The sequence below is a fragment of the Methylobacterium sp. Leaf469 genome (genome assembly GCF_001424745.1).
GTDB lineage: Bacteria > Pseudomonadota > Alphaproteobacteria > Rhizobiales > Beijerinckiaceae > Methylobacterium.
The window spans coordinates 189,157-204,558 of the sequence record NZ_LMRE01000034.1 but is presented as its reverse complement, the minus strand read 5'-3'; the positions used below and the strand labels follow the sequence as shown (position 1 = coordinate 204,558).

Here is a 15,402-nt window from a genome sequence, read left to right as displayed (position 1 = left end):
GCCGCCCGCCGCCGCCGACGTAACGGCTACACCCGTGAGGATCCGGCGATGAGGACCGTTCGACTCACGCGACCCGTGCGCTAAGCTCACGGATGCGAGCCCGGAGGTCCGATGCGCCGTCTTCCACCCCTCCATGCGCTGCGCGTCTTCGAGGTCGCCGCCCGGGCCGGCAGCCACGCCGCCGCGGCGGCCGAACTCGGGCTGACCCACGGGGCCGTCAGCCGTCAGGTCGCCGTGCTCGAGGCATGGTTCGGCCAGCGTCTGTTCGTGCGGGTCGGGCGCAGAAGCGTCCCGACGCCCGCGGCCCGGGCCTTCGCGGAAGCGGTCAGCCTCACCTTCGACAGGCTCGACGCGGCGGCCGAGATCTGCGGCCGGCCCCTCGCGCCGCGGACCCTGCGGGTGAACACGCCCACGACCTTCGCCATGCGTTGGCTGATCCCGCGCCTGGACGGCTTCCACGCGGCGCGGCCGGAGGCGGAGGTGGTCGTCACGACGACCACGACCCTGCACAACGCCCTGCGCGGCGGCTTCGACCTCGCGGTCCGGCGCGAGCCGCGCCTCGGAACGGGAGCGCACCATCCCTGGGGCGCCTACCGTGCGGTCCCCTTCCTGCGGGAGGCCAACACCCTGGTGGCGAGCCCCACCCTGCTCGCGGCCCGCCCCCTGCGCACACCGCACGACCTCGAAGGCGCCACGCTGCTGACGAGCGAGACGCGTCCGGGTGACTGGAGCGACTGGCTCGCCGCCGCCGGCCTCTCCCCCGATACGGGCAGCCGCCGGACGTTCGACCATTATTTCGTCGCCCTGCAGGCGACGGCGGACGGGCTCGGCTACGGCCTCGGGCCCCTGCCCGTCCTGTCCGGCGACCTGGCGACCGGACGGCTCGTCGCCCCGTTCCCGGAGATCGTCGTCCCGCGCCCCGGCTACGTGGCCCTCGTCCCGAACGACGCGGACAAGACGTCGACCCTCACGGCATTCGTGGACTGGCTCGTCGCCACGGGCGCGCAATGAGATCGGACAACCATCGGGCCGAGCCGGAGACGGCTTCATCTCCTTGCAAAAAGGGCATCTGCGTTCGGCACACTAACCGATCGGTGCGTGAAGTAGCCCCCTCGCGTTCCCTGAGCGAACGCCCGTTCCTGCGACACAGCCTCTCGAGAGCGGACCGACAAGAATCCGCCCGAATTGGTCGTGGAGCGGACGGACAGGCCCGTCCCGAAGCTGGCGTCGGCGTCCCTGAAAGACGGCACAGACCGATCGCCGGGTGGAGCGGTGCTGGCCCGCGCCGGATCGGCGGGCGCAGCCCGGGCGGAAGGGGATGCGGCGCGCCGACCACGCGCGGCCCCGACACCGCCACCTTGGAATGCCTCGCATAAAGACATCTTTATGTCTTGATTGCCTCGCATCCCGTCCCCTGCTATAGCCCCCGCCAACACGCAGCAGAGAGACGGAACCCCCATGGCCCAGGATTACATCGTCAAGGACATCGCGCTGGCCGAGTACGGTCGCAAGGAGATCTCCATCGCCGAGACCGAGATGCCCGGCCTCATGGCGACGCGCGAGGAGTACGGCGCGAGCCAGCCCCTGAAGGGCGCCAAGATCGCCGGCTCGCTCCATATGACGATCCAGACGGCCGTGCTCATCGAGACCCTGGCGGCGCTCGGCGCCGACATCCGCTGGGTCTCGTGCAACATCTACTCGACCCAGGACCACGCCGCCGCCGCCATCGCGGCCGCCGGCATCCCGGTCTTCGCCATCAAGGGCGAGACCCTGGAGGAGTACTGGGACTACACGTCGAAGCTGTTCGACTGGCACGGCGGCGGCATGCCGAACATGATCCTCGACGACGGCGGCGACGCCACCATGTTCGTGCACCTCGGCCTGCGCGCCGAGAACGGCGACACCGCCTTCCTCGACAAGCCCGAATCGGAAGAGGAAGAGATCTTCTTCGCCCTGCTGAAGAAGAAGCTCGCCGAGAAGCCCAAGGGCTGGTTCGCCGGCCTCGCCGATTCGATCAAGGGCGTCTCGGAAGAGACCACCACGGGCGTGCACCGCCTCTACAACCTCGCCAAGGAGGGCAAGCTGCTCTTCCCGGCCATCAACGTGAACGACGCCGTCACCAAGTCGAAGTTCGACAATCTCTACGGCTGCCGCGAGTCGCTGGTGGACGGCATCCGCCGCGGCACCGACGTGATGATGGCCGGCAAGGTCGCCATGGTCGCGGGCTTCGGCGACGTCGGCAAGGGCTCGGCCTCGTCGCTCCGTCACGCCGGCTGTCGCGTGCTGGTGTCGGAGGTCGATCCGATCTGCGCCCTCCAGGCCGCCATGGAAGGCTACGAGGTCGTCACCATGGAAGACGCCGCGCCCCGCGCCGACATCTTCGTGACGGCGACGGGCAACAAGGACATCATCACCCTCGACCACATGCGGGCGATGAAGGACCGGGCCATCGTCTGCAACATCGGCCACTTCGACAACGAGATCCAGGTCGCGGGTCTCAAGAACCTCAAGTGGTCCAACATCAAGCCGCAGGTGGACGAGATCACCTTCGCGGACGGCCACCGCATCATCCTCCTGTCGGAGGGCCGCCTGGTGAACCTCGGCAACGCCACCGGCCACCCGTCCTTCGTGATGTCGGCCTCGTTCACCAACCAGACGCTCGCCCAGATCGAGCTCTGGACCAACCCGGGCAAGTACGACAAGCAGGTCTACACCCTGCCGAAAGCCCTCGACGAGAAGGTGGCGCTCCTCCACCTCGAGAAGATCGGCGTGAAGCTCTCGAAGCTCAGCCCCGAGCAGGCCGCCTATATCGGCGTCGCCGAGACCGGCCCGTTCAAGCCCGACCACTACCGCTACTGAGTCGGACGGCGCCCCCGTGCGGGGGCGCCCCCATCCCTCGCGGTTTCGTGAAAAAGCCCGGCTTTCCGCCGGGCTTTTTTCATGCCCGCCCCTCCGCGCCCGGCCGCCCGAGCTTGACCGTACTGTGACTTTTCTGCGGCCTCGGCGGCCCGCGTGCCCGAAACCGGATAAGTCCGGCTTAACCCTCTTCCGGGAGGATTCCGCCTCGCGCTAGTGTGGGGTCGATTCCTCAGGTGGGGTGATCCGCCGACGCCCTTCGGGGCCGGCGGGGAAGCGGTCGCGATGCGCGGCGCGTCAGGGATTCTTGGGGGCGGACCGGATCATGAGGGTCGATCGAACGGCGCGCGCCGTGGTGTGCGCCGGTGCTGTCGTCGTCGCAACCGCCGGTGGAACGGCGCAGGCCGCCGGTCCCGGAACGGACCCGTCCGCCTGGACGAGCGGCCTCGGACCGCATACCCACAACGCCGCCGGCCTCGCGATCCTCATCGGGCTGACGGTGTTCTCCACCATCCTCGCCCTGCTCCACATGCGCGAGCGCGCCCGCTGGAGCGCCCGGGAGGCCGAGCTCACCCACGAACTCACCCACCTGCGCGGCGCCCACGATCGCGCCGAAATGCTGCTGAATTCCGAGCGCCAGGTCATCGTCACCTGGACCGGGCGCGGCCCCGGACTCGTCGAGGGCGACACCGGCCTCGCCCTCGACGGACGGCGCGTCGCGGCCGACGATCCGGCGTACCTGCTCCAGTTCGGCACCTGGCTCCAGCCCTCCGACGCCCGCGACCTCGCCGCCGCCATCGAGGGCCTGCGCGCCCGCGGCACCGGCTTTCGCCTCAGCCTGCGCACCCAGGACGGCCGCTTCGTCGAGGCGCAGGGTCAGGCGCTCGCCGGCCGCGCCCTCCTGCGGTTGCGCGAGACCACGGAAGAACGCCGTGAACTCATAGACTTGCGCCTCACCCTCGAGGAGGCGCGGCGCGGCCTCTCGGCGCTGGGCGGCCTCCTCGACGCGATTCCCCAGCCCCTGTGGCGGCGCAACCGCGACGGGGCGCTGGCCTGGGTCAACACCGCCTACGTGGCGGCCGTGGAAGCGGACAGCCGCGAGGCGGCGCTCGGCCTCGAGCTCCTCGACCGGCAGGCCCGCGACCTCATCGCCCGCGACGACGGAGCCCGGACCCCCACCGGCGCCCGCCCCGCCCTGCGCCTCTCCGCCGTGGTCGCCGGCGGCCTGCGCATCCTCGACGTGACGGAGAGCGCGGTGGAGGCCGGGCGCGTCGGCATCGCCGTCGACGTGTCCGAACTGGAGAGCGTGCGCGCCGACCTCCAGCGCCAGATGGACGCCAACGTCCGCACCCTCGACCAGCTGCCCACGGCGGTGGCGATGTTCGACGCCCGCCAGCGCCTGATCTTCCACAACGCCGCCTACCGCCAGCTCTGGGACCTCGACCAGGCCTTCCTCGAGGCCCGGCCCCTCGACGGCGAGATCCTCGACCGCCTGCGCGCGTCGCGAAAACTGCCCGAGCAGGCCGATTTCAAGTCGTGGAAGGCCGACGTGCTCGCCGCCTACCGCGCCGTGGAGGCCAGCGAGGCGTGGTGGTACCTGCCCGACGGCCGGTCCCTGCGCGTTGTCGCCGATCCCAATCCGCAGGGCGGCCTGACCTACCTGTTCGACGACGTCTCGGAGAACATGAAGCTCGAATCGCGCTACAACGCGCTCATGCGGGTCCAGGCCGAGACCCTCGACACCCTGAAGGAGCCTGTGGCGGTGTTCGGCGCCGACGGCCGCCTCACCTTCGCCAACCGCGCCTTCGCCACCCTGTGGCGCCTCGACGCCGCGACCCTGTCCGAGCGCCCCCGCGTCGATGCGGTGATCGAGGCCTGCCGCGCCCTCTCGCCCGACGAGGAGCCCTGGCTCGACATCCGCGGTGCCATCACGGGCCTGGAGAGCCGCTCCGGCCTGACCTGTCGCCTGGAAGTGGTGGACGGCACCGTCCTCGATTGCGCCGCCCAGCCCCTGCCCGAGGGCGCCACCCTGCTCACCCTCATCGACGTCACCGCGAGCGTGAACGTCGAGCGGGCGTTGACCGACAAGAACGACGCCCTGGAGCGCACCTCGCAACTGCGCGACACCTTCGTGAACCACGTCTCCTACGAGCTGCGCTCCCCGCTCACCAACATCATCGGCTTCACCCAGCTTCTCGGCGACGAGACGGTGGGCGCCCTCAACGAGCGCCAGCGCGAGTATTCCGGCCACATCATGCGCTCCTCGGGCGCGCTTCTGGTGATGATCAACGACATCCTCGATCTCGCCTCCATCGATGCCGGCTCCCTGGAGTTGTCGCGCGAGGTGGTCGATGTCCGCGCCACCGTCGAGGCGGCCGTGCGCGGTCTCGAGGATCGCCTCGCCGAGGCCGCCATCGTCCTCGACCTCGACGTACCCGAGGACATCGGCAGCTTCGTCGCCGACGGCAAGCGCGTGCGCCAGATCCTGTTCAACCTGCTGTCCAACGCGGTCGGTTTCTCCGCGCCGGGCCAGCCCGTCCGCGTCGAGGTCCGCCGCAGCGCCACCGAGCTGACCCTGGCCGTCGTCGATCACGGTCGGGGGATCCCCGAGGAGGTCGCCGCCCGGGTGTTCGACCGGTTCGAGAGCAACACCCTGGGGACGCGTCACCGCGGCGTCGGCCTCGGACTGTCCATCGTGCGCTCGTTCGTGGAGCTGCACGGCGGACGCGTCGCCCTCGAATCCGCCCCGGGCGTCGGCACCCGCGTCACCTGTACCTTCCCGATCGCCACCGGCACGACCCGCCGGGCGGCCGCCGAGTAGCGGGCCCATCCGATTCGTAAGCCTTCCACGGGACCCTTCGGCCGTCCCGGGGTTTTGGTTAAGGATGCGCGTCTATGATGTTGGACGTCGTGCGGCCCCGCGACGGATCGCGGCCACGGTAGGAGTTGGGTGTTGAACGAGGACGGTGCGGACACGCTTCAGCGTGAGGCGAGATCGGCCTGGGAGATCATGCTTCCCGACGAGGGCGCCACCGAGGATCTCGGCCGCTTCCTGGCCGAACTGCTGGAGCCCGGCGACCTCGTCGCCCTGTCCGGGGGGCTCGGGGGCGGCAAGACCACCCTGGCACGCGCCCTCATTCGCGAGCTCGCCGGTACGCCCGACCTCGACGTGCCGAGCCCGACCTTCACCCTGATCCAGCCCTACGAGGCTGCGGGCGGACGCCAGATCGTCCATGCCGACCTCTACCGCCTGCGCAGCCCCGACGAACTCGTCGAACTCGGCTTCGACGAGATGACCGAGACGGCCATCACCCTGGTGGAATGGCCCGAGCGCCTCGGCCACCGTGAGGGACCGATCCTCACCGTGGATCTCTCCCTGCGGGCCGAGTTCGGCGACGGCGCGCGCTTTGCCCGGATCGACGGCTCAGGCGGCATGGCCGCCCGGCTGAAGCGGGCGCGGGCCCTGCGCATCCTGCTCGTGCGCAGCGGCTGGGACGAGGCCGTGCGCACCCCGATGCAGGGAGATGCCTCGTCGCGCGCCTACGAGCGGCTGATGAAGCCCGACGGGAGCCGCGCGGTGCTGATGGTGTCGCCGCCTCGCAGCGACGGCCCCCCCGTGCGCAACGGCAAACCCTACAGCGCCATCGTCAAGCTCGCCGAGAGCGTCCACGCATTCGTGGGCGTCGATCGCGGATTGCGGGCCCTCGGTTTTTCGGCCCCGCGCATCTACGGCGAGGATCTCGCCGAGGGCCTCCTCATCATCGAGGATCTCGGCTCCGAGCCGGTCACGGATGCGAGCGGCCCACGCCCCGAGCGCTACGCCGAAGCCGTCCGGCTCCTTGCCAAACTCCATGCCACGGAACTGCCCGGCGTGCTGCCGGTGGCGGACGGGATCGACCACGTCCTGCCGCCCTACGACCTCGAAGCCCTGGTGTTCGAGACCGAATTGCTGCCCGACTGGTACTGCCCGGCGATCCGGGGCGCGGACCTGCCCGGCCCGGCCCGCTCGGAATTCGTCGCGCTCTGGGCGGAGGTCCTGGGCAGCGTCATCCCTGAGCGGCCGACCTGGACCCTGCGTGATTATCACTCCCCGAATCTGATCTGGCTGCCCCAGCGTGAAGGTCTGGAGCGCATCGGCCTCATCGATTTCCAAGATGCCGTGCTCGGTCACCCGGCCTACGATCTCGCCTCCCTGCTCCAGGACGCTCGGGTCGACGCCACCGCCGAGTTCGAACTGCGCCTGCTCGGCCTCTACGTCCGCGAGCGCCGCAATCGCGAGCCGGACTTCGATATGCAGGGCTTCGCCCGCGCCTACGCGGTGCTGGCGGCGCAGCGCGCCACCAAGATCCTCGGCATCTTCGCCCGCCTCGACCGCCGCGACGGCAAGCCGGGCTATCTCGCCCACCTGCCGCGGATCGAAGGCTACCTTACCCGCAACCTCGCCCACCCGGCCCTGACCCGCTTGCGCCTCTGGCACATCGAGCACCTGCCCGATCTCGTACCGAAGGCCGCACCGGAGCCGGCGCCCGAGGAGGCCTGAGCCGATGGACCCGCGCCTCACCCTCGTCACCCTCGGCGTCGCGGATCTCGCCCGCGCGGTGAACTTCTACGAAGCGTTGGGCTGGACGCGCTCGGCCTACGCGTCGGAGGGCGTCGCCTTCTTCCAGCTCGGCGGCCTCGTCCTGTCCCTCTACCCCCGCGCGGCCCTGGCCGAGGATGCCGGCGTACCGCCGGACGGCAGCGGCTTTCGTGGCTTTGCGCTCGCCCACAACACTGCGAGTCGGGACGACGCCGACGCGGTGCTGGCGCATGCCGTGCGTGCCGGCGCCAGGTTGGTGAAGCCGGCTCAGGACACGTTCTGGGGCGGCTATTCGGGCTATTTCGCCGATCCCGACGGGGCGCTCTGGGAGGTGGCCTGGAACCCCGATCTGCTTCCCCTGGCCGACGGCACGGTCCGACTGCCACCTTGACCCCGGGGGACCGGATCGTCCTCTTCCATTCCTCCCGCGCCCAGACGCGCCATGCGAGACCCCGCTGGAATGTCCGAAACGCCTCCCATCACCCGCGCCTTCGTCCTGGCCGCAGGCCTCGGCAAGCGCATGCGCCCGATCACCGCGACGGTGCCCAAACCCCTCGTCGAAGTGGCCGGGCGCGCCCTCCTCGACCATGCCCTCGACCGCGCGGCGGAAGGCGGGATCACCCAGGCCGTGGTCAACGTCCACTACCTCGCCGACCTCATCGAGGGGCATGTCGGCAAGCGCCGGACCGCGCCCGAGATCGTCGTCTCCGACGAGCGCGACCGGTTGCTGGAAACAGGCGGCGGCGTGAAGAAGGCCCTGCCGCTGCTCGGCGGCGATCCGTTCGTGGTCTTCAACGCGGATTCATTCTGGCTCGAAGGGCCTGACTCGAACCTCGGCCGCCTCGTCGCCGCGTGGTCGCCGCAGACCATGGACATCCTTCTCCTCGTCGCCCCCACGGCCACCAGCCTCGGCTACGAGGGGGCGGGCGATTTCGCCATGGGTTCGGGCGGTCGCCTCGAGCGGCGGGCCGAGCGCGAGGTTGCGCCCTTCATCTATGCCGGCGTCGCGATCCTGAAGCCCGGCTTGTTCGCGGACACGCCCGACGGCGCCTTCTCCCTCAACCTCCTGTTCGATCGCGCCATCGCGGCCGGCCGCCTCTACGGTCTGCGCCTCGATGGCCAATGGCTCCATGTCGGCACACCCGAGGCCATCGTCGCGGCCGAAGCCCGGGTGAAGGCCAGCGCGCCGGTGCCGTAGCGGGCTTCACGCCGCCGCATTGCAAGGGCCGGCCCCGGGTCTATGGTGACCGACGGTTTGCTGAGCGTTCCAACCGGTTGGAACGCGGAGCGAACGAGCCCGCGGCGTGAAGATCGACGGTGAATGACCTGACCCCCGTGCACGACGACGAATCGGCCGCGCCGTCCCACGTCTTCACGATTCCGCCCGGTGCGCCGTTCCTGCCGACGCTTGCCGACGCCCTGCTGTCGGGGCGGCTGGTGGGCGATCTCGGCGACGACCCCTTCGCGCTCGCCGCCGTGACTCTCTACCTGCCGACGCGCCGGGCGACGAAGGCACTCTCGGCGCTTCTGGCCCAGCGCCTGGGGCAGGCCGCCCTCCTGCCCCGGTTGATCCCGCTCGGAGAGGCCGACGAGGCCGAACTCGATCTCGCCACCACGCCGCTCCTCGAGAATGGACCGGATGTGCTCGCGCCCGCCATGCCGGCCCTGGAGCGCAGGCTGATCCTCGCCCGCCTCGTTCAGCAATGGGCGGAGGCCGTGGATCGCACCCTCCTGCCCATGGACGACGACGTGCCCTTCCTGGTGCCGTCCTCACCCTCCGACGCCGTGGCGCTTGCGGCCGATCTCGAACGGTTGATGGATGCGCTCACCGTCGAGGGGCTGCCCTGGGAGGAGATCGCCGGCGCCGTCGAGGTCGAGTACTCGCGCTATTTCGGCCTGACCCTGAATTTCGTGAAGATCGCCGCCGAGCACTGGCCGAAGATCCTGGCCGATCGGCACATGAGCGACCCCGTGGCGCGTTCGCGCAGGCTCGTCGTCGCCGAGGCCGATCGCCTGCGCCGCGACCGCCCGTCCGACCCGGTGATCATCGCCGGGTCCACCGGCTCGGTCCCGGCGACCACCCGGCTCATCGCGGCGGTGGCCGGCCTGCCTCGCGGCGCCGTGGTGCTGCCGGGCCTCGACACCGACCTCGACGCGGCCGGGTGGGACGCCATCGAGACCGGCGCGGGGTTCTCGAAGACCATCGCCCACGGCCATCCGCAAGCGATCCTGCATCGGCTCCTCGGTCCCACCGGCCTCGACATGCCCCGCACTGCGGTCGTGGTCCTGGGCGAGCCCGGCACGGCGGCGCGCGCCCGCGCGGCGCTCCTCTCGCAGGCCCTGCGCCCGGCCGAGACCACGGAGGCGTGGGCCGACCTCGACGCGGACGCACGCCTGGCGCTGGGCGAGGCCGGCATGGCGGGCCTCGTCTTGATCGAGACCAACGACGAGCGCGAGGAGGCCCTGAGCATCGCCATCGCCCTGCGGGAAACCCTCGAGACGCCCGGCGCCACCGCCGCCCTCGTCACGCCCGATCGGAACCTCGCCGTCCGGGTCGCGGCCGAGCTCGCCCGCTGGGGTATCGTCGCCGAGGATTCCGCCGGCGAAGCCCTGTCGTGCAGCCGGGCCGGGCGCCTCGCGCGCCTCGCCGCCGAGTGCGCCGCCGATCTATGCCCGCGCCGGATCATCACCCTCCTGGCCCATCCCTTCGTCCGGCTCGGCCTGCCCCGGGGCGACGTGGTGCGGGCCGCCGCCGCGTTGGAAATCGGTGCCCTGCGCGGCCCCGCCCCCGCGCCGGGCTTCGCCGGCCTGCACCGCGCGGTCGCCGATCAGCGGAGCGCCACCGAACGCCGCGCCCGGGCCAAGCGCCGCCTCGTCGATCAGGACTGGGACCTGGCGTCGGACATCCTCACCCGCCTGGAGGCCGCCTTCGCGGGCTTCCTACCGACCGACCACGAGGGCGTCGGCAACCTCGTCGCCTACGCCGCCTGTCACCGTGTCACCGTCGAGGCACTGTTGGCCCAGCCGCCCGACGGGGCGCCCGAGCCCCTCGATGATGCGTCCCTCGACGTCCTGGACACCCTGTTCGACGATCTTGGAATGGCGGAGCCCGGCGACATGCCGGGCCACTTCACCGATTATCCGGCGTTCTTCACCGCACTGGCCGGCGAGCGGCCGGTGGCCTGCGGCGACGGACGTCCACACCCACGCCTGCGCATCCTCGGCCTCCTGGAGGCCCGCCTCATGAGCGTCGACCGCATCGTGCTCGGTGGCCTCGACGAGGGTGTGTGGCCGATGAAGACGGTCACCGACGCCTTCCTCAACCGGCCCATGCGCGAGCGTGTCGGCCTCAATCCGCCCGAGCGCCGCATCGGCCAGAGCGCCCACGACTTCGTCCAGGCTTTGGGCCATCGCGACGCCGTCATCACCCGGGCGGCCAAGCGCGAGGGCGCGCCGACGGTGCCGTCGCGCTTCCTCCAGCGCCTGGCAGCCTTCGTCGGGGACGCGGGCTGGGAACGGGCGGTTGCGGGCGGCAGGCGGTTCACGGCCTACGCTGCCCACCTCGACCGCGGCGGCGGTCCCGTACCGCGCCTCGGACAGCCCAAGCCACGGCCGGACCCGGCCCTCTTCCCCCGGACCCTCAGCGTCACCGAGATCGAGACCCTGGTACGCGACCCCTACGTCATCTTCGCGCGGCACGTGCTCGGCCTCGACCCCCTGGAACCCGTGGCGGCGCAGCCCGGTGCGAGCGAGCGCGGTACCCTGGTCCACGAGATCTTGGGAAAGTTCGCGCAGGCGTATCCGGAGGCCTTGCCCGAGCCCGACATCGCCCGTGATCGGCTCGGAGCCATCGCCGAGGATGAGTTCGCGACGATCTCCAAGACCTATCCGGCGCTCTATGCCGAATGGTGGCCGCGCTACGAGCGGCTCTCGACGCGGTTCCTCGATTGGGAGACCGCGCGCCGGGGCGGCCTCACCCGGGTGCACGGCGAGGTCTCGGGCAAGTGGCTGATTCCGCTGGGCAACGAGACCTTCACCCTGCGTGCCCGCGCCGACCGGATCGAACTCGGCCGCGACGGCACCGCCTGCATCGTCGACTACAAGACCGGCCAGCCGCCGAGCAACAAGGAGGTCTTCGCCGGGTTCTCGCCCCAGCTCACCCTGGAGGCGGCCATGCTCATGCACGGCGCCTTCGACGGGCTGCCCCGGACGCCCGTCACGCCGGACCTCCTCTACGTGTACGCGTCCGGCGGGCGCAAACCGTTCGAGCCGCTCCCCGTGAAGCCCCCGAAGGGCGAGGACCGCGAGGTCGCCGCCATCGTGGCCGAGCACGAGGGCCGCCTGCGCGGTCTCCTCGCCCGCTTCCTCACCGGCGAGGCGGCCTACACCTCGCGCCCCTACCCGAAATTCGCCAAGTCCTACGGCGATTACGACCATCTCGCTCGGGTGCTCGAATGGTCGCTCGGTGGGGAAGAGGAAGCCTGATGACGGCGCATTCGCAAAGATCCTTCGTCGTCGACGATCTCACCCAGGCGTCGCAGCGCCGTGCCGCCGATCCGCGGGCGTCGGCCTGGGTCTCGGCCAATGCGGGGGCGGGCAAGACCAAGGTGCTCACCGACCGGGTGGTGCGCCTGCTGCTCGACGGCGCTCCTCCGGCGCGCATCCTGTGCCTCACATTCACCAAGGCGGCGGCCGCCAACATGTCGATCCGGGTGTTCCGGGTGCTCGGCCGCTGGGTCACCCTCGATGCGGCCACCCTGACCCGTGAGCTGACGGCGCTCACCGGCGCGCCACCCTCGCGCGAGACGCTGCAGGTGGCACGCCGCCTGTTCGCCCGCGCCGTGGAGACGCCGGGCGGCCTCAAGATTGAAACCCTGCACGCCCTGTGCGAGCGCCTGCTGCACATGTTCCCGTTCGAGGCCAACGTACCGGCCCGCTTCGAGGTCTTGGACGACGATCACGCGGATGCGGCCTTCGCGGCGGCGGTGGATGCGGTCTACGCCGCGGCGATCTCGGCGCGCGCGGACCACGCCCTTTCGGCCGCATGGGCCATCGTCAGTGCCGAGGCGACGGGCGACACCCTCCGCCGCACCCTCCGCACCGCCATGCGTGCACGCGGCGTGCTCGCCGAACGCGGTGGGCTCGAACGGTCGTTCTCGGCGCTCGCCGGTGCCCTCGACCTGAAGGCGGGCGAGACCGTGGTGGATGTCGAAGCCCGCATTCTCGCGGGCGGCCTCGGCGATCTGACGGACTTCGCCGCCCGCCTGCGCACTGGCAAGTCCACGGACGAGGGACTGGCCGACAAGCTCCGCGAAGCCGAGGCGGCGGAGGGATCCGAGCGGCTCGGTGCGTACCGCGCCGTATTTTTCACCAAGGACGGCAGTCCGAAGGCCGACCGGAGCCTGGGCACCAAGGCGGTGCCGGAGGAGGTTCGACAGGCTCTCATCGAGGAGCGCGACCGGATCGCCCCCCTCGACGATGCCCTGCGCAGCGCGCGCGCGCTGGAGCGCACGCGCGCGCTGTTCACCCTGGCGGTCGAGATCCACCGCCGGGTCGAGGCCGAGAAGGCGCGCCTCGGGGCCCTCGATTTCGACGACCTGATCCACAAGACCCTCGACCTCCTGGCCCGGGTCGATTCCGCCTGGGTGCTGTACAAGCTCGATCGCGGTGTCGATCACGTCCTCGTCGACGAGGCCCAGGACACCAATCCGCTTCAGTGGGAGATCCTGCGCCGGATCACCGCCGAGTTCGCCGCCGGCGAAGGCGCCCGCGACGTGGTGCGGACGCGTTTCGCCGTGGGCGATCCCAAACAGTCGATCTACAGCTTCCAGGGCGCCGAGCCCCGTGAGTTCGAGACCACCCGCAAGGAATGGATCAAGGCGGCGGCGGCGGCCGACCTACCCTTCGAGGACGTGCATCTCACCCTGTCGTTCCGCTCGACGCGCGGCGTCCTCGGAGCCGTCGACGCCACCTTCAAGATCCCCGAGCATTATGACGGGCTGTCCTTCGAGGACGCGGCCGTGGGCACCGTCCACTCGACGGCACGGGCCACCGCGCCCGGCGCCCTGGAACTCTGGCCGGTCGCCGAACCACAGCCCGAGGTCGAGCCCGATGCCTGGGCCGCGCCCGTCGATGCGCCCGAAGCCAGCGCTCCGGCGGTGGTCACCGCGCGTCGCGTTGCGCGGGCGGCCGCGACATGGACCACCGCGGGCGACGAGACCGGGCGGGTTTGGCGTCCCGGCGACATCCTCATCCTCGTGCGCAAGCGCTCCGTCGCCTTCGAGGAGGTGATCCGCGCCATGAAGGCGCTGGGCGTGCCCGTGGCCGGCCAGGATCGCCTCGACATCGCCGCCCACATCGCCGTCAACGACCTCGTGGCGGTGGGCCGCGCCGGACTGCTGCCCGCCGACGACCTGACGCTGGCGGGCGCCCTCAAGACACCTCTGGTCGGCTTCGACGACGAGGATCTCGTGCGGATCGCCGCGCGGCGCGCCGAATCCGAGACCCTGGAGGACGCGCTGGCCCGCCATGCCGCCGCCGGCGACCCCGCGGCGATTCGGGGGCAGGACGCCTTGCGCCTGTGGATTCGCCTGGCCGGCTGCGAAGGCCCGTTCGGCTTCTACGCCGCCATCCTCGGTGCCCATGGGGGGCGCCGCGCCCTGGTCTCGCGGCTGGGCGGCGAGGCGGGCGACGCCATCGATGTGTTCCTTACGACCGCCGCCCAGGCGGAGCAGGCCGGCGAGGCGGCGTCGCTCGGCGGGTTCCTCGCCCGCTACGCCACGGTGCCGGGGCGGGGAGAGGCCGGACACACCGTGAAGCGCGACCTCGAATCGGGACGCGACGAGGTCCGGGTGATGACCGTTCACGGCGCCAAGGGCCTGGAAGCACCCTTGGTGGTGATCATCGACGGCAGCGAGCCGCTGGGCCGCAACGATCCCCCGCTTCTCACCCTCGCGGGGGGCCTGCCGCCGGTGTGGTCGAGCGCCAAGACCTACGACAGCGAACCCATCGGCGCGGCCCGGGCCGGCCTCCAGGCCCGGGCCCGCGAAGAGCATCATCGCCTTCTCTACGTCGCCATGACCCGGGCGGCGGACCGCCTCGTCGTCGCGCCCTATCGCGGCCATGATTCCGGGACCGAGACCCCCTGGTGCGAGATGATCCGGCGGGGCGTCGAGGCGGATATCGGACCAGGCACCACACTGGAACGGCCTTACGGCCCCGTCACCGTCTGGCACGAAGGCAGCACCGCTGTATCCCCGGCGGCGGTCGCGATCGTAGGGCCCCAGGCCGAGTCCGTACCCTCCTGGCTCGAAACCCCCGTCCCCGACGAGGCCGAGGCTCCTCCCCCCGTGAGCCCGTCCGGAGCCCTTGCGGCAGCCGATCCGAGGCGTGAGCCCGGACGGCGTCTCGGCGATGCGCAAGCGCGGCGCCGGGGCGTACTCATCCACTCGCTGATCGAGCATCTGCCGCGTCTCGATCCACGCAAACGCCGGGCCGCCGCGACCCGGTTCGTGCATGCGCGTGCGCCGACCCTCGACGATGCGACGCGCAAAGCGATCGTCACCGCCACGATGCGGCTCTTCGATCATCCCGATCTGGAACCGCTCTTCGCCCACGGTGCGCGGGCGGAGGTGACCCTGTCCGGGCGCGTCGTGGTGCACGGGGTCGAGCGCCCGGTCTTCGGCCGGGTCGACCGCCTCGCCATTGGTCCCGATGCGGTGGTGGTGGCCGATTTCAAGACCGGTCGTGCCCCGGCCGAGGATGCACCCTTGCCGGAGGCCGAAACCCGCCAGATCGCCCTCTATGCCGCGCTTCTCGCCCAGATCTTTCCGGGGCGGCGCATTGTGCCGATGCTGGTCTGGACTTCGGGACCGACCCTGCGTCACCTGTCCGCGGATGAACAGGCCATGGCCCTCGGCAAGATCGCGGCTTGAAGACGAGGCCGCTTGGACGCGACCGTCGATCGT

General features: G+C 71.1%; 8 protein-coding genes. All 8 read left to right on the top strand.

Annotated features, from left to right (window positions below; translation table 11 throughout):
• Positions 1-111: 111 nt before the first annotated feature.
• The 8 genes from ASG60_RS14970 (at position 112) to addA (ending at position 15,369) form a co-directional block, all read left to right on the top strand.
• Positions 112-1,011, top strand: a complete 900-nt coding sequence (locus ASG60_RS14970; protein WP_056360513.1) for a LysR substrate-binding domain-containing protein — start codon at positions 112-114, stop codon at positions 1,009-1,011.
• Between the two features lie 447 nt (positions 1,012-1,458).
• A complete protein-coding gene (ahcY, locus tag ASG60_RS14965; protein ID WP_056176521.1) occupies positions 1,459-2,859 on the top strand; it encodes an adenosylhomocysteinase in 1,401 nt (466 codons plus the stop codon).
• A gap of 322 nt (positions 2,860-3,181) precedes the next feature.
• Positions 3,182-5,677, top strand: a complete 2,496-nt coding sequence (locus tag ASG60_RS14960; protein ID WP_056386420.1) for a PAS domain-containing sensor histidine kinase — start codon at positions 3,182-3,184, stop codon at positions 5,675-5,677.
• 189 nt (positions 5,678-5,866) lie between these two features.
• On the top strand, positions 5,867-7,396 hold the full coding sequence (tsaE, locus tag ASG60_RS14955; protein ID WP_056176965.1) for a tRNA (adenosine(37)-N6)-threonylcarbamoyltransferase complex ATPase subunit type 1 TsaE: 1,530 nt from the start codon (positions 5,867-5,869) through the stop codon (positions 7,394-7,396).
• A 4-nt stretch (positions 7,397-7,400) separates the two neighbouring features.
• The gene (locus ASG60_RS14950) at positions 7,401-7,826 is read left to right on the top strand and encodes a VOC family protein (RefSeq protein ID WP_056386418.1); all 426 of its coding nucleotides are present in this window, start codon (positions 7,401-7,403) and stop codon (positions 7,824-7,826) included.
• A 69-nt stretch (positions 7,827-7,895) separates the two neighbouring features.
• Complete coding sequence (locus tag ASG60_RS14945) at positions 7,896-8,633, top strand: nucleotidyltransferase family protein (protein WP_056267992.1); 738 nt, start codon at positions 7,896-7,898, stop codon at positions 8,631-8,633.
• Positions 8,634-8,752: 119 nt separating this feature from the next.
• A complete protein-coding gene (addB, locus tag ASG60_RS14940; RefSeq protein ID WP_244476684.1) occupies positions 8,753-11,920 on the top strand; it encodes a double-strand break repair protein AddB in 3,168 nt (1,055 codons plus the stop codon).
• The gene (gene addA / locus ASG60_RS14935) at positions 11,920-15,369 is read left to right on the top strand and encodes a double-strand break repair helicase AddA (RefSeq protein WP_056386416.1); all 3,450 of its coding nucleotides are present in this window, start codon (positions 11,920-11,922) and stop codon (positions 15,367-15,369) included. The genes addB and addA overlap by 1 nt, the downstream gene beginning before the upstream one ends.
• Positions 15,370-15,402 lie beyond the last annotated feature (33 nt).

Coding starts and splice junctions, on each gene's coding strand:
- addA (WP_056386416.1), top strand. CDS start 11,920: ATGACGGCGCATTCGCAAAGATCCTTCGTCGTCGACGATCTCACCCAG.
- ASG60_RS14970 (WP_056360513.1), top strand. CDS start 112: ATGCGCCGTCTTCCACCCCTCCATGCGCTGCGCGTCTTCGAGGTCGCC.
- ASG60_RS14945 (WP_056267992.1), top strand. CDS start 7,896: ATGTCCGAAACGCCTCCCATCACCCGCGCCTTCGTCCTGGCCGCAGGC.
- ASG60_RS14960 (WP_056386420.1), top strand. CDS start 3,182: ATGAGGGTCGATCGAACGGCGCGCGCCGTGGTGTGCGCCGGTGCTGTC.
- ahcY (WP_056176521.1), top strand. CDS start 1,459: ATGGCCCAGGATTACATCGTCAAGGACATCGCGCTGGCCGAGTACGGT.
- ASG60_RS14950 (WP_056386418.1), top strand. CDS start 7,401: ATGGACCCGCGCCTCACCCTCGTCACCCTCGGCGTCGCGGATCTCGCC.
- tsaE (WP_056176965.1), top strand. CDS start 5,867: ATGCTTCCCGACGAGGGCGCCACCGAGGATCTCGGCCGCTTCCTGGCC.